The organism is Streptomyces sp. NBC_00009 (assembly GCF_045040855.1).
GTDB lineage: Bacteria > Actinomycetota > Actinomycetes > Streptomycetales > Streptomycetaceae > Streptomyces > Streptomyces aureus.
The window spans coordinates 8,072,612-8,094,195 of sequence record NZ_CP108312.1 but is presented as its reverse complement, the minus strand read 5'-3'; the positions used below and the strand labels follow the sequence as shown (position 1 = coordinate 8,094,195).

Here is a 21,584-nt window from a genome sequence, read left to right as displayed (position 1 = left end):
CCATGGCTGTCAACGAGCTGGACACCCATGACCTGGCAGGGGCACCGGCCGTCAGCGGCGAGCGTGCCGAGTGGCTGGAGGTGCTGGGCAAGCACCGGAACTTCCTGCGCTTCACCACCCGTGACCTCACCGACGAGCAGGCCCGGAAGCGGACCACCGCGAGCGCGCTCTGCCTGGGCGGTCTCATCAAGCACGTCACCGAGGTCGAGCGGAGCTGGGTCGACTTCATCCTCAACGGCCCGTCCCCCACGGCCGACTTCGCGGCCATGACCGAGGCCGACTGGGCCCGTCGAGAGGACGGGTTCCGGCTGCTGCCCGATGAGACGCTGGCCGGTGTGCTGGCCGCTTACGCCGAGGTGGCCCGCCGGACCGACGAGGTGGTCGCCGCTCTGCCCGACCTGGATGCCGCGTGGCCGCTGCCGAAGGCCCCGTGGTTCGAGCCGGGCGCCCAGTGGTCGACCCGCCGGGTGCTGATGCACATCGTCGCCGAGACCGCCCAGCACGCCGGCCATGCCGACATCATCCGGGAATCCCTCGACGGGGCCAAGACGATGGGCTGACCGCGAAAGGCCCTAGGCCTTCGCGTCGGCCTCGAAGTAGCGGCGGGGTACGTCGACGAGCATCGTGTCGATCTGCTCCTCGGTGACCCCGCGCCGCTCGAGGTAGGGCAGCACCTCGTCCGCGATGTGCAGGTAGTGCCACTGCGGCAGCAGCGGCATGACGGCCGGGTCGATCCAGTCGATGTAGCAGGAGGCGTCCTGCGAGAGCACCATCCGGTCGGCGTACCCCCGTCGGCACATCTCCACCACCGTCTCGGCCCGGGCCTCGAAGGTGGTCTCGAGGTTGATCCCGAACCGGTCCATCCCGAGTACGAACCCGGCTTCGGCCAGTTCGCCGAGATGGTCCACGTCGGTGGTGTCACCGCTGTGCCCGAGCACGACACGGCCCGGGTCCACACCCTCCTCGTCGCACAGCACACGCTTGACCTCCGCCCCCGTGTGCGCCCCCGGGTGGGTGTGCACCGTGATCGGAGTGCCGGTGCGCAGATGCGCCTTGGCCACCGCACGCATCACCCGCTCCACACCCGGCGTGAGGCCCTGCTGGTCGATGGCGCACTTGAGCAGGCCGGCCTTGACGCCGGTGCCGGCGATGCCGTTCTCGATGTCGCCGACGAACATGTCCACCATCGGGTCCGGCACCTCCGTTCCCGCGGCCTCGTTCAACGCCGGACCGCGGTGATGGAAGAAGAACGGCACCTTCTCGTACGTATAACAGCCCGTCGCCACAACGATGTTGAGGTCGGGAAGCTGCTCGGCGACGCGCTGGATCCGTGGGATGTATCGGCCGAGCCCGATCACCGTCGGGTCGACGATGGTGCGGACACCCTGGGCGCTGAGCGCGCCGAGCTTGTCCACCGCGTCGACGATCCGGGCGTCCTCGTCGCCCCACTCCCCCGGGTAGTTCTGCTGCACGTCCGGGGTCAGCACGAAGATGTGCTCGTGCATGTAGGTGCGCTCCAGCGCGGCCGAATCCACCGGCCCCCGGACGGTCTCCACCATGGCCATCAGCGCAGCTCCTTCTTGAGGATCTTCCCGGTGGGTCCCTTGGGCAGCTCCTGGAGCACCCTGATCTCACGGGGATACTTGTAGGCGGCCATCCGTTCCTTGCAGAACGCCGTCAACTCCTCGGGTGTGGCCTGCCGTCCGGGCGTCAGGCTGACGACCGCGACGACTTCTTCGCCGAACGTCTCGTCGGGCCTGCCGATGACGGCGACCTCAGCGACGGCGGGGTGCTCGTACAGGACCTCCTCGACCTCACGGGGATAGACGTTGTAGCCGCCGCGGATGACGAGGTCCTTCTTCCGGTCGACGATGAAGAGGTAGCCGTCCTCGTCGGCGTAGCCGAGGTCGCCGGTGTGGAACCAGCCGCCCCTCATCGCCTCGGCCGTCGCCTGCGGGTTCTTGTAGTAGCCCTTCAGGACGTTGTGCCCGCGGATCACGATCTCGCCGACGTGGTCCGGGCCAGGGGGCAGCGGTTTGTCGTCGGTGTCGACGACGCGTATCTGCACGCCCCACACCGGCTTGCCGACGGAGAGCACCTTGCGTTGGTCGGCGCTGATGTTGAACGTGGCGGTACTCGCCGTCTCCGACAGCCCGTATCCCTCAAGGATCACGATGCCGGGGAACCGCTTCTCGAAGGCCCGGATGACCTCCCCCGGAATGGCGGCACCGCCCGACACTCCGACACGCAGCGACGTCAAGTCCCGTTCCTCGGCTGCTGCGTTGAGGAGGGCGACGTACATCGTGGGCACGCCCGGGAAGATGGTGGCGCCATGCCCTTCTATGGCGTCGATGACCGCTCCCGGCTCGAAGCGGGGCACCAGCACCATGGTGGTGCCGAAGCGCACGGCAGCGTTGAGGACACTGGACAGCCCGAAGACATGGAACAGCGGCAGTACGGCTATGACGACGTCGTCGTCGAGGAAGCCGATCAGGTCCCCGGCGACGGAGCAGTTCATGTAGAGCTGGAAGTGCGTCAGTTCGGCGCCCTTCGGCTTGCCGGTGGTGCCGCTCGTGTAGAGCAGTACCGCGGTGTCATCGGCGTTGGTCGGCACGATGTCGGGGGCCTCGACCGGGGCGTGCAGCTCGTCGAACGGCCTGCTTCCTTCCGGCCGCTGCCCGCCACCGAGGTCGACGACGTACGTCGAGATACCGGGCACCGCGCTCGCACCCCGGTGTGCCTCCTCGGCGAACGACTCGCAGGTGATGAGCACTTGAGCGTCGGAGTTCTCCAGGTGGTACGTGACCTCCGGCGCCCGCAGAAGCGGGTTCAGCGGCACCATGACCAGGCCGGCCCGCAGGGCGCCGAAGTAGGCGAACAGGAACTGCGGGATGTTGGGCAGCTGGACCGCTACCTTCGCGCCCCGTTCGAGTCCGAGCGCGAGGAGGTTGCCGGCCACCAGGCCGGAGAGTTCCTCGATCTGGGCGTAGGTCAAGGCAGTGTCGTCGATGATGACGCATGGCTTGTCCGGGGCGGCCGACGCCGTCTCGTACAGCATCGTGGCCAGGTTGAAGCTCACATCAGCTCCTGAGTGCCGTAACAGTGGCCCTAGACATACCGTCCGGTCGGTAGGGGGTCAAGGGATTGCGCACGGACACCGAAGAGCGACCCCGGAACCGGCCGTGTGCTCCTGCTCCGGCTGCCGTCGGTCGCGGCAGTCAACGCCTGCCGGGCGGCCGTCAGTTCGCAGGCTTCGCCCCTGCGGTCGAGCGCGAAACGTAGCGGCAGTGGAGGACAAGCCAGGTGAACGTGTCGAGGTCGGTCAGGTCGAGGTTGAACAACCTGTTCGGCCACCTCACGGCGCTGGACAACATCACGCTCGGCCCGCGCAAGGTGCTCGGGCTCGGACGCGAGGAAGCCGAGGCCGAGGCGCGCGATCTCCTGGCTCAGGTGGGTCTCGGCGAGCACGCCGCCACCTATCCCCGCCAGCTGTCCGGCGGTCAGCAGCAGCGTGTGGCGATCGCCCGCGCGCTCGCGATGCACCCCCGGCTGATGCTGTTCGACGAACCCACCTCAGCACTCGATCCGCAACTGGTCGGCGAAGTCCTGCGGGTGATCCGCGCACTCGCGCACACCGGCATCACGATGGTCATCGTCACCCACGAAGTGCATTTCGCGCTGGAGGTCGCCGACCGCATCGTGCTGATGGCAGACGGCACCGTCGTCTATGACGCTCCCCCGAGCCAGTTCAGGTCGACCACCGATGAACACGTCACCGCGTTCATGTCCCACGTAACGGACGTACCGGCGGCAGTACCCACCGCCGAAGCCCTCACGGAGTAACACGATGCCCAAGCGAATCAGCGTCAGCGACTACCGCAAGGCCGCACGCAAGCGCCTGCCCCACATCGTCTACGACTTCCTCGAAGGCGGCGCGCTCGACGAACAGACTCTCGCGAGCAACACCGCCGACCTGGCCGGGTTGCCCCTGCAACAGCGCATCATGCGCGACGTCTCCGGCATCGATCTGAGCACCAGTGTCCTCGGCCACCGGCTGCGAACTCCCGTACTCATCGCGCCGATGGGGCTGCTCTCCCTGTTCCACCCGCAGGCCGACGTCCACCTGGCCCGGGCCGCTCAGGCCGCCGGCACCGTCTTTGTGCACAGCGCATGGTCCGGCACTCCGCTCAAGGACGTGGTCGCGGCCGCGCCGGGCTCGGTGTGGTGCCAGGCCGCCCTGTGGGCCGACCCACGCCTCGTCGACCGGCACCTTGAACGTGCCGCTGACGCCGGAGTCGACGTCCTGGTGATCGCCGGCGACGTATCGGTGTCCAGCAAGCGCGAACGCGACCTGCACAACGGCTTCACGATGCGCGCCCGTCCGTCGGCCCGAGGAGTGCTCAACGCCGTCCGGAAACCCCGCTGGGTCAGCAACTTCCTCTTCGGGCCGAAGATCACCTTCGGCGATCAGTCCATCGAAGGCCGCCCGATGACCATCCAGGAGATGGGCGAGTTCATGGAGGCCGACAACGACCGCGTCACCTGGGACGACGTTCGCGGCATCCGCGAACGCTGGCCCGGCAAGCTCGTCGTCAAGGGCATCATGAGCCCGGCCGATGCACAACTCGCCATCGACGCAGGCGTCGACGGCATCTACATCTCCAATCATGGGGGCCGTCAGTTCGACGCCCAGCCGTCCACGTTCTCGGCTCTTCCGGCGATCGCGGAGACGGTCGGCGATCAGGCCGACATACTCGTCGACAGCGGGATCCCGCGCGGCAGCGACATCGTCAAGATGCGCGCCCTCGGCGCCACAGCCTGCCTCATCGGCCGGCCCGCCGTGTACGGCGCAGTCCAGTCCGGCCAACGTGGCGCCGCCGCAATCCTCGACATCCTCACGGACGAACTCGCCACCGCACTCGCGTTCACGGGCGCGACGAGCCTCGCCGACGTCGGCCCCGGCACACTCGCCCTCAACAGCACACGCACCTCAGCAGCGCAGGCCGGCTCACCGCGGCTCACGGGATCACTGCGATGAACGCTCGGCCGACACCGCACCCGATCCCGCGTCGGTCACCCCGCAATCAACCCCCTGGTCGACGGGTCCATGCCCACACCAGGCCGCCCCGATGAAGGACCACCATGACTAGCAGCGCCATTACGCGCATCCCGACGCCCTCGGATGAGACCGACACCGCACTCTCGGCCGACGCCGTGTCCTACGCGGGAGTCATCTTCACCACGCAAATCCCCGACCGCACCGACGGCTCCCTGGAACTCGGCGACATCAGACGCCAGACCGAGCAGGTGTTCCACAACCTGTCAGAAACACTCGAGGCCACAGACAGCTCACTGTCCCGGCTGCTCCATCTGACCATCTATCTCACGGACATGGCGGATCGCGAGGTGTTCAACGAGGTCTACGCGGCGTGTATCCCTCAGCCGGTGCCGGTCCGGTGCTGTGTGGCCGTCGCAGCCCTCGCCGCAGAAGGGAGGCGCATCGAGATCACCGCACACGCCGCCGTCGCACCGTCGGCCGATGGCTCTTCGGATCTCCGGTGATCACGTGATCGGGTCGGCGGCCACGTGATCACCGAGCGGCCCCGTGGCGGGGACGCCTCGCCGTGTTCGCAGCCGTCCGGCCGCGGTGCGAGCGGCATGTCAGGGCCGCCCGCTCCAGGCCGGGCGATGCCGAGTGGCTCGCAGACTGCCGGTCAGTAGCGCTCGGCCGTTCCGAGGTACTGCTCGGCGAAGGCGGCCGCAGCGACCGGCGAGGTGAACAGCCGTCGTAGCCGGGCGAGCGTGGTACCTGTCCGGAACGGCTCCCCCGTGGCCGCCCCGTGGTAGACCTCGGACAGCCACTGCGAGAACTCCTGGTAATCCCACACGCGACGCAGGCAGGCCTCCGAATAGCTCTCCAGGCCGCAGCTGTTGCCGTCGGCTCCCTGCGTGAGGTGGGCGACCAGTGCGTCGCCGAGCAGGAAGGCGTCGTGGAGAGCGAGGTTCATGCCCTTCGCCGCGATCGGCGCCACGAGGTGGGCCGCGTCGCCCGCCAGGAACAGGCGCCCGGAAGCCATCGGCTCGACGACATAGTCGTGCATGTCGAGCATCCGCTTCTCGATCAACCGCCCCTCGACCAACTCGGGGGCACCCTCCGCAGCGAGCCGTCGGCGCAGCTCGGCCCATACGCGCTCGTGCGACCAGTTCTCCGGGTCGTCGCCGGGCGGGCACTGGAGGTAGTACCGGGTCACCTCGGGACTGCGGGGCATCTGTCCGGCGAATCCGTCCTGATGGATTCCGAAGAGCACACAGTCGGAGGAAGGCGGCGCCTCGGCCAGCAGGGACAGCCAACCTATTCCGTAGTCGTGGCGCGCGACCGGGAATCGATCGGCGGGCAGTGCGCGCCGCGTCACCCCACGCGCACCGTCACACCCTGCGACGAAGTCACAATGAATCACCTGGCGTTGACCGGACTGGGGGCAGGTGTACGAAACCGATGGCTGATCGGTGTCCACGTCGTGCACCTGCACGTCCCGGACGCCGAACCTGATGTCACCGCCCCGCACGTCGGCGTACTCACGCACCAGATCCGTGACGAGCAACGGTTGGGGGTAGATGTAATGGTTTCGCCCCGTCAATTCACTGTAGAAAAAGCGGTGTTGAACACCCTCGAACCGGAACTCACACACGGTGTGCCGCTGCGCCTTTTGCAGCAGGTTCTCGGCGAGACCCCGTTCCTCCAGGGCGCGAACCGCCCACTCTTCGATGACCCCGGCGCGCGGCCGCTGCTCGATGAACTCCCGTGTCTCGGTCTCGAGGACCACGCAGTCGACCCCGGCGCGTCTGAGGATGTTCGCGACGGTCAGCCCGGCGGGACCGGCGCCCACCACGACTACCGAAACACGTTGTGGAGCAGGGGTATTGGGATGCAGAAGAGGGTTCACGGCGACATTATGTCGGCGCGGGTGGACAGTTGGATCCCCGGCCCTGCTGTGCCGCCGTCCGAACCCATGGAAGACCGGTCACACCGGAGGTCTCACCCAAGGAGCCAGGCGTTCGCCGGCCGCCAGGTCCTCGCGCCAGTACCGGAAGACAGTTCCCTGGACGATGTCGAGCCGCCCGGCCGCAAGCAGACCGGAGACGAGAGCGGGGCCGCCCGCGTCGGCTTCGAAGGCGACCAGCACGGGAGGTGTCTCACCGACCTGCCGGACGACGAGGCGGACCTCATCAGGTGTCGGCTGACGAAAAACTGGATCGTGGAAGGCCGCAGGGCACTTGACGAAGATCGGGTCGCTGAACACCAACTCCAAGCCGTGGGCATACGAGACGTCGTGCCCGGCGCCCAGACACAGCCGCCCCGGGTCCCAGGCAACAATGTCCCAGTCCCACCACGCCCCCTGCGGCAACTCGATCACCGCCGGATCCTCCACCCGTGCCGCGCCGTCAATCGGGAATCACCAAGCCGAACTCGCGCAGTCGCGGAAGGCAGACCTCCAAACAAACCTCCACAGACACGGCGTCGGTGCGTACCAGGAGATCATCCCGAAACGGCGCCCCGCTCGCGACGAAGGTCCAGGGTTTCGCTCCATCGCGCATGCGCTCGGCGTCGGCTTTCAACAGCACCGTGACTCCCTGCTCAGCCAACGCCTCCATAAGGAGCACTACGTCCATCGCCTTCCCGCTCCCTGCCTCGGATCGAACGGGCAGAAGGCTACATCGGCCTTTCACCGGCCCGACTTGACCGCTTGGCACGGTGAGGAGTGAGACCGCCAAGGAGTCTGCGGCGTCGCCGTGCCGAATGTGCGGCAGTCATTCCTACCGCCATCTCGACTCCCCCGTCCCGGGATACGTGCCGGTTGGTGAAAGGGACTCTCTCCGGCCCGGTCAGCCGTACATCGCCACGCGGTAGAGAGCCGCAAGCGCGTCGTCGATGGGATGTGGCTGCGGCCTGCCCGCGGAGTAGGCAGAAGGCGCTGGTCGACCGACGAGATCCTGGATGCGGCGGCGGAGCTGCTGCGCACGAGCGACGCCGAGTCGTTCAGCGTGCGCAAGCTCGCAGCGACCCTCGGGACTGACTCCTCCAGCCTCTACCGGCACTTCCGCAGCAAGACGGAACTGCTGCGGGCGGTCGCCGACCGGATCCTCGAGGCCGCCATGGACGGCTACCGCCCCGAGGGCGACTGGAAGCAGCGCATCACCGCCCTGGCCCTGCGCGTGAGAGAGGCCTTCAGCCAGCACCCCCAGCTCGCCGCGGTCTGGGGACGCTACGCGTCGAGCGGCACCGGGTCCCGGCTGGTCATGGAAGAGGCGCTGCAGGCCCTGCGCGCCTCGGGACTGCCCGACGAAGAGATCCCGGCGCGCTATCACCGGATCGCGGTCCTCATCGCCGCGTTGATCGCCTCCGAGGCCGGGGTCAGCACCATCACGCCCAAGGAGTACGAACAGGGCATGGAGCTGTTCCGCGTCGCGGTACTGGGCGCCGACCCCGAACGCTTCCCCGCCCTGGCCCACTTCGCCCGCGAGGTCCGCCCTCTCGGGGCAGACCGCCGCGCCGCGTTCGAAGAGATCCTCGCCGCCCAACTCGCCCACATCGAGGCCGCAATCCGCCCGAGCCAGCCGACCGGCTCGTGAGTGTCGGCAAACGACAGCACCCTCAAGTGATCAACTCACCCCCCTGATCCCGAACACGCTGGTGGGCAGTGTCGAGAACTCGCCTCGGCGATCAACGTCGGTGAGTGGTCCGACCGAGGGATTCCGGCACATGCTCATCGGCTACGAGCGGGCCGAACTTCTGATCTCGGCGTGACGGTCGGTCAGGCCCATCAGAAGGGGAACGGTGTCGTAACCGCCCAGCGACGTGCTCTGCCATGGCGAAGACCCGTGATGCGAGTCGCGGCGGCATCCAGCGGCGTGGCCGCCCGGGTGCGGCCACTGTTCTCCGGGACTCCAATACCCCGCCGGTGCACCCACAGTGCACCGGTAGCCCTCACGCGCCGCGTCCGCGCAGGTCAAAGAGGATTCTCAGCTGTATACCGACTTCTGACGCACACCCTAATCGGGATGGACCAGCGACTCGGAGAGCTTGCACCGCGGATTCAGCCGCGCGGCGACTACCGTCGCCCTATGGAGCGAGAGCGAACCGGCGCGATCCGCGCAGTCCTCATCGACATCGACGGCGTCCTCACGGTGTCCTGGGAGCCTCTCCCCGGTGCCGTCGAGGCCATGGAGCGGCTGCGCGCCGCGGGGCTCCCGCTCGCGCTGGTCACCAACACGACCTCGCGTACACGCGCGTCGATCTGCGCACGGCTTACGGGGGCCGGGTTTCCCGTCTCGGTCGACGACATCCTCACCGCCCCTGCCGTCACCGCCGCCTACCTTCGCGAGAACCACCCGGGCGCGCGCTGCCTGCTGCTCAACGCCGGTGACATCCAGGACGATCTGACGGGCGTCACGCTTGTCGAGCCGGAGGCACACGCAGACGTGGACGTCGTAGTGGTCGGTGGCGCAGGGGACGAGTTCGGCTACGCAGCCCTCAACCGCGTCTTCCATCACCTCCAGCGCGGAGCGCACCTCGTAGCCATGCACCGGAACCTCTATTGGCGCACGGCCGACGGGCTCGACCTCGACACGGGTGCCTTCCTCCTCGGGCTCGAGCGGGCCGCCCGGGTCGAGGCGAGCATCACCGGCAAACCCTCCGAGGCCTTCTTCGCCACCGCGCTCGCCCACCTGGGCGCCGATGCGTCCGCGACGCTCATGGTGGGCGACGACATCGAGTCCGACGTGCTCGCCGCCCAGCGCAGCGGCATCACCGGCGCCCTCGTCAAGACAGGCAAGTACCTTCCGGAGACCCACCGTTCGGCCGAGGGCACACCGGACCATGTGCTCGACTCCTTCGCCGCGCTCCCCGACCTCCTCGAACGGCTGGCCTCGGACTCCCGCTGAGCACCTTGGCCCTACTTGTTGCTCTTCCAGAGGGTCAGCGTGGTGACGTAGTCAGGCATGTCGCTGGACAAACCCTGCTTGGTGTCGGGTACGACGTCGGTGATACGGAGCATCGCCAGGTTGTCGTCGCTGGTGACGGTGCACAACACCATGCCCTTGGTCAGGGTCTTCCCCGCGTCCAGGTCGTCGGCTGGGATCGCGGCCGGGAGCGCGTCGGTGTCCACGCCGCTGCTGCATGCCTCGGGCGTCGTGCCGGTGCTCCTGCCCATGGGGGTGAGGAAGCGCAGGTCGGAGTCGCCCCAGTCCTGGTAGGTGAGTTCCATGCCGTCGTCCTGGCCGATCTCGCCGTCAGGGAACAGTTTCGGCGCGTCCAGATCCACATGTGTGCCGGTGTTGTAGGCCGGAGCCCGGAGGGTGAGGGGCTTGTCCTTGAAGACGAGCGTGTACGCGCCCTGCGGCGAGGGAGAGGACGAGGTTGACGGTGACGAGGTGGCGGTTGGGGTACCGGTGTGCTTTCCGTCCGCGCCGGTGCCGTTTGCGCCATCCGTACCGCCGTCGGGCCTCGCGATCGCCCACGTGACGATCACGGCAAGGGCCACGGCGACGACGCCGGCAGCGGCCAGCAGCGGGGTGCGGGTGCGCTTGGCGGGCGTGGGTGAGGGCGAGGCCGTGTTCGTCGACCACGGCGCATGCGCCGGGCCGGGCGGGGGCGTCGACGGGGGCGGCGGGACGGACACGGTGGGCTGGCCGGCCAGGTGCGCGGCGGCATCCGGCTGGGTGGGCGTGGCCGTAGGTGTCGGCGTGGGCGCCGGGGGCCGCGCGGCAGCCGCCTCCCGGCGTGCGATGCGCTCCATGAGCGGCGCCGGCAGCCAGCCGTCGAACGTGCGCAGTGGCCGACCGGCCTCCCGCTCGCACAGGTCGGCGAGTTCGTCCGTCGTGATGCGGGCCGCCGGTTCGGCGGTGAGACAGCGCTCCAGCAACGTCCGCAGCGGCGCCGGGTAGCTGCCCAAGTCCGGGGGCGTGCGCTCGGTGTTGGCGATGCGCACCCCGAGGGCGGTCGCGCCTCCCTCGCCGTACGGATGCCGTCCGGTCGCCGCGACCGCCGCGATGAGGCCGAGCGAGAACAGATCGGTGGCCGCGGTGACCGGTTCACCCAGCGCGTGTTCGGGCGACATGTACTGCGGCGTGCCGATGACCCCGCCGCTGCGGGTGAGCTGGGTGGCGTCGGCCGCCTGCGCGATGCCGAAGTCGATGACGTAGGGACCGGTCGAACCGAGCAGGATGTTGCCGGGCTTCAGGTCGCGGTGCACGACGTCCGCCGCGTGGATGGAGCCGAGGGCCCGGGCCGTGCAACCCACCAGCTGGAAGACGGCGGGCAGAGGCAGCGGCCCGTACGCGGCGAGGGCGTCGGCGAGCGAGAGGCCGGGCACGAATGCCGAGGCGATCCAGGGAAGCGCGCCCGCGGTGTCGTGGTCGACGACCGGTACGAGGTGGTAGCCCTGCACCCGGCGGGCGGCCCGCACCTCCTGCTCGAATCGGCGCCGGAAGTCGGGGTCCTGGCCGTACTCGCGTCGGATCACCTTGAAAGCCACGGGTTGCCCGCCCCTCACCTTGAAAGCCACGGGTTGCCCGCCCCGCGTGTGCGAGAGGTACACGGTGCCCATGCCGCCCTCACCGAGCCGCGCGAGGAGCCGGTAGCCGGCTGTCTCGCGCGGATCGATGGGGTCGAGCGGGGACAGTATGTCGTCGATGCCGTTGGTCACGGCAGCCCACCTTATGGCATGTGATAGTGCGTCAAAGAGCCTTGTGGCGCCGCCGTATGGCGAATTGGATCACGACATGCGGGCGCCGACCGTGCGCGCGACCTGGGACAGGACCTTGTCCGTCCAGAGCCGTTCCCTCTTCGCCGCGGCCGCGAGGTTCTCGGAGGGCTTCGCATCCGAGCCGGGCTGCAGGACGAGGCCCTCGGCGTGGCTCGAGCCCCGCAGCTCGAACTCGTACGGCCCCTGCATGCACGTCACTTCGGCCCCGAGCACGCCGTCGACGGAGTAGCAGTCCTGGGCGCCCCAGGTGCCGGCCAGGTCCTTGAATCCCTTCTCCGAGCCGTCCTTCCCTTTGTCCTCGCGGTACTTGGTCCCGACGAGGGCGGGATCGGCGAGGGCGGTCACGGTGACGGTGAAGTTGCTGTTCGTGACGTCGTCGCCGCCGTTCCCGGGGAGGTTGAACTCGAACTCGCAGCCACCGCGCGGCACATCACCCGTGGTGCCGGGGGCGGCATCGGCGAGGGGGTTGAAGTTGAGGATGGTCACCTTGACCGGCTTGTGCTCGACACTCTTCGACTGGGGCAGGAACGCGCGGAGCTCCGCGTCGGTCACCAGCTTGCAGGCGTCGGGCCACTTCGAGAGCGCGACCGCGGCGCCCGGCTCCGGCTGAAGACCGAGCTTGTCTCCGGCGGGCTCGGCGGCCCCGAACTTGACCCGGGGTGGCGGCTTCTCCTCACCACACCCTGCCAGCAACCCCACGCCCACGCCTGCCAGCACGGTCAGGCACAGCAACCTGCTTCGGAACATCACGATCTCTCCCCGTTTTCGTGTCCTGCGCATCATCGCGACGACGCGCCGTCCGGTCCGACTGATCCTCCCCATACGTCGAGTCATCTCGGTTGCGTTTGGTTCCAACGGGGAACGTGTGCTTCTGACACTGCCTGTCTACGGCGCCTGTCCGGCCTCTCCCTCTGGGGCGCGAGCGGCCTGAGGTGGCGGGTGTCGCCTCGTGTGGCATGTGATGCCTCACTGGGCGCAGGTGTCCCGTCCTAAGTCGTACGTGTGTTGGGGCGCCGCGGACCGCAGGCTCGCAGTATGAGGGGTTCTGGCAGGGGGGTCGCGAGGATCGGCGGCGGGCAGTTCCGGTGTCCGCAGTGCGGGCTGCCACAGGATCGGGTGGCCACGCTCGAGCACGACTGGGTTCTCCTGGAGCCCGGGATGCGGGTGCCGGCACATCTGGTGCCGGCGGAGCATCGGTGGATCGAGCTGTCCGACGGCCGGGTGGCGATGTACGGCGTGTGTCCCGTGGACGGGACACAGAGGTGCCGGATCGAGCATCGGCTGGCCTGCGCCGGGCAGAGACTGCCCGATCTGTGGCCGTGGCTGACGACACTGCGGAATGAGAACGAGCGGATGGCGCGACGCCGGGAACCGGCGCCGCCTCCCGGAGACGACCAACTGCCCGATGTGGGGTGACCTTCCTGGCGGTCGGGGGCGACCCAGCCCGGCGTGAGCGATGAGGCGGTCCACGGGGTGGTGGCCCCGCGGGTCGCCCCACCCCGTCGGCGAAGGCGCGTCAGTGGTGCCGGCCGTGACGCCCGAGCGTCTCCACGGGCGTCGCGTCGGGGCGGGTCCACTGCGGCACGGGACGGCTGGTCGGGCCCCAGGTGGCGTTCCCGTCCGCGTCCGAGCGCCAGTACCAGCAGATCGGCGCGCCATGCCCACCCACCGGCGAACCGGCCTCGGCGGCCTCGGGCCAGCCCTCGGGGTTGTCCTCCCACCCCTCGCGGCGGCCGTAGGGCGTCATGTCGAGCAGGCCGAGGGACCCGTTGACCGGCTCGTTGCCACGGCTCGTCGTGGAGTAGGTGAGAGACACGCGGTCGCCGTCGCGCAGGAAGCAGGTGACGTAACCCATCTCTCCGCCGGCAGGCCCCTCCACGTCACGCACCGAGTACCAGGGCTGGGTGTAGCCCATGAACTCGACGAAGGAGGCCACCTCGTCCCACGGGCCCGTCGTCAGGATGGCGAACGAGACGCCGCGGGCGTTGAGGTAGACGGCGTCCTTCATGGACCAGGCCGTGGTGGTGCAGCCCTCGCACTGCCCCTGGGGCGGTGCGCCGTCGTACCACATGTGCTTGTAGACCACGAGCTCGTCGCGGCCCTGGAACAGGTCCAGGAACGGGACCGGGCCGTCGGGTCCGACGACCTCGACCTTGCCGTCGAACTCCACCATCGGCAGCCGGCGGCGGGCCGCGGCGATGGCGTCGCCCTCGCGGGTGTGCGCCTTCTCGCGGACCAGCAGCTCGTCACGGGCGGCCTGCCAGGTAGCCAGGTCGACGATGGGCGGGCGGCCGGGCAGCTCGGCGGCCGGGTCGCTCGGCGTGGTCGTCATGGTGTCCTCCGTGGTGTCTCTTGCCGGGCAGCGCCATAGGGCGTTCTACGACGGTCAGGCGTTCTACGACGGTCACCAGAACAGACTCGCGACACAGCCGGAACTCATCGCGGCAGGGGCGCCCTCGGCCGAGCCTGCGCGGACCCCGTCGGGCCGGCAAGTTCACACACGCACCCCAGGACGCACCGCGCCGGGGTCCGTCAAAGTGCCGCCGACACCACATCCCCTGAGGTATTGACCCGCGGAACCCGCTTCGCCTACTGTCCGAAACAGATTCCGGAATCGATTCCGGAACTCGTTGCGGCGCAGAGATGGTGAACGATGGCGAACAGCGCGAAGCCCGGCAAGCGACCGACGATCGCCGACATCGCGAAGGCCGCCGGCGTGAGCAAACCGACGGTCTCGAGGGTGCTCAACGGGCACCGCGATGTCGCCGAGGCCACTCGCCGGCGCGTGCAGGACGTGGCCGCGGCGATGGGTTACACACCCAGCGCCGACGCCCGCGCCCTGCGCACCGGCCGCCGCGGCGCCATCGGTCTGCTCATGCCGCCGGACTACTGGTGGGGCTTCGGCGAAGTGCAGTACGGCATTGCCCGCGAGGCGGCCCGTAATGGGCTGCGGCTGCTCATCCAGCCGCCGCTGCCCGAGACCCCGGAGGCCGAGGAGGAGTTCGCCAAGCGGACTCTGCCGGGGCTCCCGGTGGACGGGCTCATCCTGCTGATGCCGTACGGCATGCTCCGTCACATCGGGGACCTGGCCCGCTCCGGCACCCCGGTCGCGGTGATCGACGACCGCGGATACCGGCCGGGCATCCCGTTCGTGGAGACGACGAACCGCGAAGGCATGCGCGCCATGGGCGAACACCTCACCGCCCACGGCCGTACCCGGATCGCCTTCGTCACCGGCAGCGCGGACGCCGCCTTCGCCCAGTCCCGCTTCGAGGGCTACCTGGACGCACTCCGCGCGGCCGGCCTCGAGTACCGGCCCGAACTGGTCTGCCTCTCGCAGGACTGGGAACCCTCCCTCGCCGAGATCGACGCCGTACTCGAGCAAGGGCCCGACGCGGTCATGTGCGGCTGGGACGAGATCGCCTTCCAGGTGCTCGGCTCCTTGCACAAGCAGGGACGTGCCGTCCCCGACGAGGTGGCCGTCACCGGCTTCGACGACAGCCCCATCGCCTCGGCGTCGCTGCCCGCTCTGACCACCGTTCACCAGCCACTGCGCCGGATGGGCCGCGCCGCGGTGCGGATGCTCGTCGACTCCATCGAGCACGGCACCGCCCCCGCCAACGCCTCCGTCCCCACGACCCTCTCCATCCGTGAGTCGTGCGGGAGCCACCTCTCGGGCTGACCACCCCACCGGCCCTGTCCCACCTTCCGTGCCGCCCCACGCCTTCCGTACCGCCCCACACCTTCCGCATCGCCCCGTCCCCCGCGCGTACCGGCTCCGCCCCGAGCCGCTCCCCCCGCGCACCCTCCCCATGTCAACCGCTCAACGAGGAGCTTTGCCATGCCCTCCTTGGATACGCCGGCAACGGTCCCCGCCGCAGCCCCGGCGCCGGGTGCCGACGCACCCAGATCCTTCATCGCCATGCACTGGCTCGCCCTGTTCGGTGCCTGGCTCGGCGTGATGCCGCCCGCGATGGTGTCCCTCGCCGTGAAGATCCAGTCCCTCGACGGCGTGGACAAGGTGTCCACCCTGTCCTGGGCGACCGGACTCGGCGCCCTGTTCGCGCTCACCACCAACCCCCTGTTCGGCCTGCTGTCCGACCGGACGACGTCCCGGTTCGGTGCCCGTCGCCCCTGGATGGTGATCGGGATCCTCATAGGCATCGCCGGACTCGTCGTCATCGCGACGGCCTCAACCGGCTGGCAGATCACGCTCGGCTGGTGCGTCGTCCAGACCGGCTACAACGCGGTGATCGCACCCACGTACGGCGCGCTCGCCGACCAGATCCCCGAACGTCAAATGGGCACGGTCACGGGGTTGTTGGCGCTGTCGTACCCGCTGGCCGTCCTCGCGGGCACGTGGCTGGTCAACCTGTTCAACCACTCGGCGCTCTGGATGCTCATCGCGCCCGCCCTGACCGGTGCCGCGCTGACCGTGCCGTTCCTACTCTTCGGGCGCGACCGGCGCATCACACGTGGCGAGACGAGCCCACTGACCGCGCGGGAGTTCGCCGGGTTCCTGGTCTTCAACCCGGTCAAGCACCCCGACTTCGGGTGGGCCTGGCTGTCGCGATTCCTCATGTGGTCGGCGACCGCCACCATCACCACGTACATGGCGTACTACCTCTCCGACACCCTGCGGCAGAGCGACGACGGCGTCACCCACTGGGTGTTCATCACGACCCTCGTCTCCACCCTCCTCAGCCTGGTGGTGACCGTGCCGGCGGGCCGCCTCTCCGACCGGATCGGGCGCCGCAAGCCGATCGTCGTCGTGTCGGCCGTCCTCGTCGCCGCGGGCCTGCTCCTCCTGCTGCCCACGCACGGCATCGCCATGTTCCTGATCGCGACGACCGTGTTCTACCTGGGCGTGGCCCTCTACTACGCCGTCGACATCGCCCTGCCCACCGACGTCCTGCCCTCCCGCGAGACGGCGGCCAAGGACCTTGGCGTGATGAACATCGCCGCCACCCTGCCGTCCTCTCTCATCCCGGCGATCGCGCCCGTGCTGGTGGGTCTGGGCCACGGCGGCTACAGCCCGCTGTTCGTCCTCGGAGCGGTACTCGCCCTGCTCGCCGTCCCGGCAGCCGCGCCGATCAAGCGCCGCTGACGCCCTGCCCGTACGAACCTTCACCAAGACTCCCTGGGCGGGCGGAACCTGACCTTCGCCCGCCCAGGGCCCCACTAGGAGCACCACGATGAGCACCGCCACGAGCACCCAGCGCAGCCCCCGCTACCTCGACCCCGCCCTCTCCCCCGAGGAACGCGCCGAGGACCTCCTGGCGAGGATGACGCTGGAGGAGAAGGCCGGACTGCTCTTCCAGCCGGCGACCGCCATGAACGACGACGGCACCCCGCTCGACGCGCCGCATCCCGAGTACGCCGTGCACACGGCCACGGAGGTCGTCCGGGACCGGCACATCACCCACCTCCACCTCCTCAACGGCGAAGACCCGTACCGCATCGCCCAGTGGCACAACCACATCCAGGACATGGCCGCCGACACCCGCCTCGGCATACCCGTCACCGTCTCCACCGACCCCCGCCACGGCACCTTCTCCTCGCCCCTGACCGGCGAGACCATGGAGCACCTCTCGCGCTGGCCGGAGCACACCGGGTTCGGCGCGCTGCCCGAGGACGAGGCCGAACGCCGGGTCGAGGAGTACGCCGACGTCGTACGCCGCGAGTACCTCGCCATGGGATTCCGCGTCGCGCTCGGCCCGATGGCCGACCTCTTCACAGAACCGCGCTGGTCGCGCGGTTACGGCACGTTCGGTGAGGACCCGGAGACCGTCGCCCGCCTGACCGCAGCCTTCCTGCGTGGGCTGCGCGGCGGCGACGCCCTCGGCCCGGACAGCGTGGCCGCCGTCGTCAAGCACTTCCCCGGCGGCGGCCCGCAGCTCAAGGGCGACGACGCCCACGACACCCGCTACCCCGAGCAGGTCTACCCCGGCGGCCGCCGGGGCCTCCATCTCAAGCCGTTCCAGGCCGCGATCGGGGCCGGCGCGACCCAGATGATGACCTACTACGGCAAGCCCGTCGGAACCGACTGGCCCGAGGTCGGCTTCGCCTTCAACAAGCCGGTCGTCGAAGGGATTCTGCGCGGCGAGCTCGGCTTCGACGGCATCGTCGTCTCCGACTGGTACGTCATCGACCAGACCGTCTTCCAGGGACACACCTTCGGCCCCAACGCCTACGGTCTGGAGGACCGCACACCGATCCAGCGGCTGGCCGCCGCGCTCGATGCGGGCCTGGACCAGTTCGGCGGCGACGACTGCACCGAGCACATCGTCGAACTCGTCCGCAGCGGCCAGGTGTCCGAGGAACGCATCGACGTCTCCGCACGCCGTCTGCTGCGCGAGAAGTTCCGTCTCGGCCTCTTCGAGAACCGCCACGTGGACCCCGGCCACGCCTCTCAGCTCTGCGGCAGCCGGCCCTTGCGCACCGCGGGCCGCGCCGCCCAGAGCGACTCCACCGTCCTCGTCAAGAACGACAACTCCCTGCTCCCCGTGGCCCCCGGCAGCAAGATCTACGTGGAAGGCATCGATCCCGCGGTCTTCACCGGCCACGCCGAGATCGTCACCGACCCGGCCGCCGCCGACCTCGCACTGCTGCGGCTGCACGCCCCCTACTCGCAGGACCCGGACGGCCTCATCTCGTACTTCCACGGCGGCGACCTCGCCTTCACCGCGGAGCAGAACGCACACGTGCGGGCGATCGCCGCCCAGGCACCCACCGCAGTGGCCGTGTACCTGGAGCGCCCCGCCGTCATGCCCGAGATCGCCGGGGCCGCGCACGCGGTCCTGGGGGACTTCGGCGCCGACGACGCGGTCCTCGCCCACCTGATCCTCGGCACCCGCGCCCCACTCGGCCACCTCCCCTTCGACCTGCCGTCGTCGATGAACGCAGTCGAAACCCACCCGGAGGACGTCCCGTTCAGCACTGTCGCTCCGCTGTACCGGTACGGCCACGGGCTGAGGTACGAGGGCTGATCCGCCCGCTTCGGCGCTGGTGGCAAGGGCGCGAAGTCGCCGTACAGGGCACCGGGAACAGGGCGTTCCACCATCCGGTGGCCGGCACCCTCGTCCTGGACACACGTCCGCCCCGCGCTTCCGGCGCTCAGGACGGTCGCTGTGCGGCCGTCAGTTGCGCGCGGGAGCCCGGGGCGGGTGTGTGTGGTGGTTCAGCAGTTGGGCAGCGGGTTCGTCTCGCTGGAGATCGCGGTGTCCTTCATCCAGCCGTACTCTCCGTTGTCGGCGACCGTGAACTCCCAGCGGGTCGGGTGCGGTCCGCCCACCCAGTTCTGGCCGTCCATCTTGCAGAAGAACCAGCTGGGGTTGGAGTTCATGTAGCCGACGATCCTGCTCGGATCGGGGTACTGCGTGCTCGCTCCCATCGTGCCGTAGACGGGCGCCCCCGATACGTTGTTGCACCACCAGCGTCCACCGCTCTGCCAGCATCCGCCGGCCGCGCTCGCGGACGGCGCAACAGCTCCTGCCACGGTGACGGCGAGTGCGGCGGCGGTCAGCACCGCACCCATCCTGCTCCTCTTACGCATATGAATCCCCCGTAACTCCCTTTGTGCGGTGGGACGTTCACCACCCACCGCAGGTACTCCCCCATGGCAGCACAGTCGGACGCTCGCGCGCAGACGCTTGCCACGAACATCACAAAACGCCCACAACCCTTGCGCCCCCGCGTCCTACACGAACCGCACCTCCGGATACTTCGACGAGGGACCGTCCAGGAAGTGACCGCCTGTGCGCCCACGAAGCCAGCGGTCGAAGAACGCCGTCACATACGCCCGCTGCGTGGCAATCGCCCGCGCGGCCGGCACCGTCCCCACCAGGCCGGTCACCGTCTCCTGCGGCAGCCCCAACTGCCGGGCGATCTGCGGGATCAGCGACGTCGCATCGGTGTACGTCGCATGCTGCGCGCCGCGTAGCACCAGGTCCCGGTGCCAGCCGTCGCTGTGCTCCCACAGTGCGCGCCAGGACGGCACGTTCGTGCGGTCGTTGCCGTCCATGCCCATGAGGAGGAATGGCCCGTCCACCCCGTCGCGGGCCACCGAGGACAGCTGCCCCTCGTCATGGTCGTCCGATACGTAGGCGAGCACCCCGTCCAGATTCGCTGCCGCAGTGATCCGCTCGTCGTCATGCATCGTCTGCAGCGCCGCGAAGCCGCCCGCCGACTGCCCGAACATGCCGATCGGCGCGCGCTCCAGGCGGCCCGTGGCGAACGCCCGCTCCACCTCGTCCAGTACGAACCGCGTATCGGCAACCCGTACTGCGCTCGTCTTCTGCATCAGGGCGACGACCGCTTCGGGCCCCTCTTTCTGCGCCCGTTCGAACTCCTGCGGAAGCAGAGTTGCTTCCACCCGCTCACCGGGGAACTCCACGGCCGAGGCGTCGTAGGTGTGGTCGATCGCCACTACTACGTACCCGTGCGACGCCAGCTCGTCCGTCAGCGTCGTGCCCAGGGTGCGCGGGTCTCCCACTCCCGGCGAGTACAGCACCACCGGCCGCGGGCCGCGCCGGTCCAGCGGCGCGCGGAGGTGGGCGAAGGTCTGCGTCGTGCTCCAGTCGATGCGGCCCTTCGGCAGGTCGCCGAAGTTGTTCACGCGGTCGAAGCCGGCCGCCTCCCCCTTCGTCATCTGCGGCACGCGCGGGTGCGAGGCGATGGAGCGGGCCGGGTACCGCACATCCACCATCAGCTCGCGCCTGCGACCGGCCACCCATGGATCCGCACGCCGTCGGTCCACCAGGCGCAGCGACACCGTCCCCACGCCGTACGGCCCGGTCGGCTCGGGCAGCTTCATACGTGCCGTACGCGGGGTGGGCCCCGTGGTGTCCGCTGCCCTTGCCCTCGCGCCGGGTACGCCCGATGCCGCCCAGGCGAGGGCGAGCCCGGACGCGGCCAGCACTCGCCGCCGACTCGTCATGTTGGTGTTGGTGTCGGTGTTGGTGTCCATGCCGCAAGCTTCGCCGGATGGCCGCCTACGTCACCATCCGACAGGCCAGACCATCCAGTTGGGGGAAATCCCCCACGCCCCGCAAACGCTCAGCGCCCCGCACCGTCCTCGACGAGTCGCCTCAGTGAGGGGAGCAGCGCGTCGAGGTCCTGTCCGGTCCGGAAGGCCACGACGGTGGTGCCGCCGTCGCCGGAATCACCGGTGCCGGAGGGCGCGGGGAAGAGCGCGAGCACCTCGCTCATCGCCTCGTCCATTTCGGCCACCGGGTCGGAGGTCTCGCCCCGGAGCCAGCGGCGCAGTACGTGGTTGTGGGCCGCGACCACGGCCGCCGCCATCAGTTCGGCCCGCAGCGACGCCGACTCCGTGGGGTCACCCATCCACTCCGCGATGAACTCCCGGAACAGTCGCTGGTACCTGGCCACGCTGGCGATCTCCCGGTCCCGCAGGACCGCGACCTTGCTGGTCAGCCTGTAGCGCCGCCGCGCGAGGTCACCCTCGTCGATGTAGTGCAGCAGCACCAGGCGGACCGCGTCGGACACGGCGATCAGGCCGGTGCTGTGGCTGGAGGTGGCCAGTCTGTCCTTGATCAGCGCGAGCAGCCGGTCATGGTCGGGGAAGATCACGTCTTCCTTCGACCGGTAGTGCCGGAAGAACGTCGTACGTCCCACTCCGGCCCGCTCGGCGATCTCGTCGACGGTGGTCTGCTCGTATCCGCGCTCGTCGAAGAGCGCGAAGGCGGCGTCCGCGAGGCGGATCCGCGCGGCTGGCTTACTCATGACCACCCATCCTCACTCATGACCGCCCATCCTTCCCTGTATCGGTGCTCGGAAGCCACTTGCCTGAGCCGATGG

At 69.3% G+C, this 21,584-nt stretch carries 21 protein-coding genes; 10 read left to right on the top strand and 11 right to left on the bottom strand.

The window, feature by feature from the left end; all coding sequences use genetic code 11:
* Window positions 1-2: 2 nt before the first annotated feature.
* A complete protein-coding gene (locus tag OHA58_RS36840) occupies window positions 3-560 on the top strand; it encodes a DinB family protein (RefSeq protein WP_405484030.1) in 558 nt (185 codons plus the stop codon).
* Between the two features lie 12 nt (window positions 561-572).
* Here OHA58_RS36840 and OHA58_RS36835 read toward each other — a convergent pair whose 3' ends face one another.
* Both OHA58_RS36835 and OHA58_RS36830 read right to left on the bottom strand, forming a co-directional pair.
* Complete coding sequence (locus OHA58_RS36835; protein ID WP_405484029.1) at window positions 573-1,565, bottom strand: phosphotriesterase; 993 nt, start codon at window positions 1,563-1,565, stop codon at window positions 573-575.
* On the bottom strand, window positions 1,565-3,079 hold the full coding sequence (locus OHA58_RS36830; RefSeq protein WP_405484028.1) for a long-chain-fatty-acid--CoA ligase: 1,515 nt from the start codon (window positions 3,077-3,079) through the stop codon (window positions 1,565-1,567). Before OHA58_RS36830 ends, OHA58_RS36835 begins: the two co-directional genes overlap by 1 nt.
* Window positions 3,080-3,303: 224 nt before the next feature.
* Here OHA58_RS36830 and OHA58_RS36825 point away from each other — a divergent pair, with 224 nt between their 5' ends.
* From OHA58_RS36825 to OHA58_RS36815, 3 genes are all read left to right on the top strand, one after another.
* Window positions 3,304-3,843, top strand: coding sequence for an amino acid ABC transporter ATP-binding protein (locus tag OHA58_RS36825; protein WP_405484027.1), 540 nt, complete (start codon window positions 3,304-3,306; stop codon window positions 3,841-3,843).
* Between the two features lie 4 nt (window positions 3,844-3,847).
* Window positions 3,848-5,038: an alpha-hydroxy acid oxidase gene (locus tag OHA58_RS36820; RefSeq protein WP_405484026.1), complete on the top strand. Its 1,191-nt coding sequence runs from the start codon at window positions 3,848-3,850 to the stop codon at window positions 5,036-5,038.
* 104 nt (window positions 5,039-5,142) lie between these two features.
* Window positions 5,143-5,562 (top strand): RidA family protein, encoded by a 420-nt coding sequence (locus OHA58_RS36815; RefSeq protein WP_405484025.1) that lies wholly within the window; start codon window positions 5,143-5,145, stop codon window positions 5,560-5,562.
* A gap of 152 nt (window positions 5,563-5,714) precedes the next feature.
* Here the strand turns inward: OHA58_RS36815 and OHA58_RS36810 are convergent, their stop codons facing one another.
* From OHA58_RS36810 to OHA58_RS36800, 3 genes are all read right to left on the bottom strand, one after another.
* On the bottom strand, window positions 5,715-6,944 hold the full coding sequence (locus OHA58_RS36810) for a 4-hydroxybenzoate 3-monooxygenase (protein ID WP_405484024.1): 1,230 nt from the start codon (window positions 6,942-6,944) through the stop codon (window positions 5,715-5,717).
* 78 nt (window positions 6,945-7,022) lie between these two features.
* Window positions 7,023-7,415: a hypothetical protein gene (locus OHA58_RS36805; RefSeq protein ID WP_405484023.1), complete on the bottom strand. Its 393-nt coding sequence runs from the start codon at window positions 7,413-7,415 to the stop codon at window positions 7,023-7,025.
* A gap of 28 nt (window positions 7,416-7,443) precedes the next feature.
* Window positions 7,444-7,671 carry a hypothetical protein gene (locus tag OHA58_RS36800; RefSeq protein WP_405484022.1) on the bottom strand — a complete coding sequence of 76 codons (228 nt, stop codon included), beginning with the start codon at window positions 7,669-7,671 and terminating at the stop codon, window positions 7,444-7,446.
* Window positions 7,672-7,935: 264 nt separating this feature from the next.
* Here OHA58_RS36800 and OHA58_RS36795 point away from each other — a divergent pair, with 264 nt between their 5' ends.
* Window positions 7,936-8,631 (top strand): TetR/AcrR family transcriptional regulator, encoded by a 696-nt coding sequence (locus OHA58_RS36795; RefSeq protein ID WP_405484021.1) that lies wholly within the window; start codon window positions 7,936-7,938, stop codon window positions 8,629-8,631.
* Between the two features lie 252 nt (window positions 8,632-8,883).
* Window positions 8,884-9,942, top strand: coding sequence for an HAD-IIA family hydrolase (locus tag OHA58_RS36790; RefSeq protein ID WP_405485367.1), 1,059 nt, complete (start codon window positions 8,884-8,886; stop codon window positions 9,940-9,942).
* Between the two features lie 11 nt (window positions 9,943-9,953).
* On the opposite strand, the gene OHA58_RS36785 is transcribed toward OHA58_RS36790, so the two are convergent.
* Together OHA58_RS36785 and OHA58_RS36780 are read right to left on the bottom strand one after the other, a co-directional pair.
* Window positions 9,954-11,705, bottom strand: a complete 1,752-nt coding sequence (locus tag OHA58_RS36785; RefSeq protein ID WP_405484020.1) for a serine/threonine-protein kinase — start codon at window positions 11,703-11,705, stop codon at window positions 9,954-9,956.
* A 69-nt stretch (window positions 11,706-11,774) separates the two neighbouring features.
* Window positions 11,775-12,512, bottom strand: coding sequence for a hypothetical protein (locus OHA58_RS36780; protein ID WP_405484019.1), 738 nt, complete (start codon window positions 12,510-12,512; stop codon window positions 11,775-11,777).
* Window positions 12,513-12,800: 288 nt separating this feature from the next.
* On the opposite strand from OHA58_RS36780, the gene OHA58_RS36775 reads away from it, so the two are divergent.
* Window positions 12,801-13,181 (top strand): DUF6083 domain-containing protein, encoded by a 381-nt coding sequence (locus OHA58_RS36775; protein WP_405484018.1) that lies wholly within the window; start codon window positions 12,801-12,803, stop codon window positions 13,179-13,181.
* Between the two features lie 100 nt (window positions 13,182-13,281).
* Here the strand turns inward: OHA58_RS36775 and OHA58_RS36770 are convergent, their stop codons facing one another.
* On the bottom strand, window positions 13,282-14,097 hold the full coding sequence (locus tag OHA58_RS36770; RefSeq protein WP_405484017.1) for a DUF899 family protein: 816 nt from the start codon (window positions 14,095-14,097) through the stop codon (window positions 13,282-13,284).
* Between the two features lie 321 nt (window positions 14,098-14,418).
* Between OHA58_RS36770 and OHA58_RS36765 the strand changes: the two genes are divergently transcribed.
* The 3 genes from OHA58_RS36765 to OHA58_RS36755 all read left to right on the top strand — a co-directional run bounded on the left by OHA58_RS36765 (window position 14,419) and on the right by OHA58_RS36755 (window position 18,754).
* Complete coding sequence (locus OHA58_RS36765; RefSeq protein WP_405484016.1) at window positions 14,419-15,447, top strand: LacI family DNA-binding transcriptional regulator; 1,029 nt, start codon at window positions 14,419-14,421, stop codon at window positions 15,445-15,447.
* 159 nt (window positions 15,448-15,606) lie between these two features.
* Complete coding sequence (locus tag OHA58_RS36760; RefSeq protein WP_405484015.1) at window positions 15,607-16,872, top strand: MFS transporter; 1,266 nt, start codon at window positions 15,607-15,609, stop codon at window positions 16,870-16,872.
* 88 nt (window positions 16,873-16,960) lie between these two features.
* Window positions 16,961-18,754, top strand: a complete 1,794-nt coding sequence (locus OHA58_RS36755) for a glycoside hydrolase family 3 protein (RefSeq protein ID WP_405484014.1) — start codon at window positions 16,961-16,963, stop codon at window positions 18,752-18,754.
* A gap of 191 nt (window positions 18,755-18,945) precedes the next feature.
* On the opposite strand, the gene OHA58_RS36750 is transcribed toward OHA58_RS36755, so the two are convergent.
* From OHA58_RS36750 to OHA58_RS36740, 3 genes are all read right to left on the bottom strand, one after another.
* Window positions 18,946-19,302 (bottom strand): hypothetical protein, encoded by a 357-nt coding sequence (locus OHA58_RS36750; protein ID WP_405484013.1) that lies wholly within the window; start codon window positions 19,300-19,302, stop codon window positions 18,946-18,948.
* Between the two features lie 162 nt (window positions 19,303-19,464).
* Complete coding sequence (locus OHA58_RS36745) at window positions 19,465-20,733, bottom strand: alpha/beta hydrolase family protein (RefSeq protein WP_405484012.1); 1,269 nt, start codon at window positions 20,731-20,733, stop codon at window positions 19,465-19,467.
* A gap of 89 nt (window positions 20,734-20,822) precedes the next feature.
* On the bottom strand, window positions 20,823-21,509 hold the full coding sequence (locus tag OHA58_RS36740; protein WP_405484011.1) for a TetR/AcrR family transcriptional regulator: 687 nt from the start codon (window positions 21,507-21,509) through the stop codon (window positions 20,823-20,825).
* Between the last annotated feature and the right edge of the window lie 75 nt (window positions 21,510-21,584).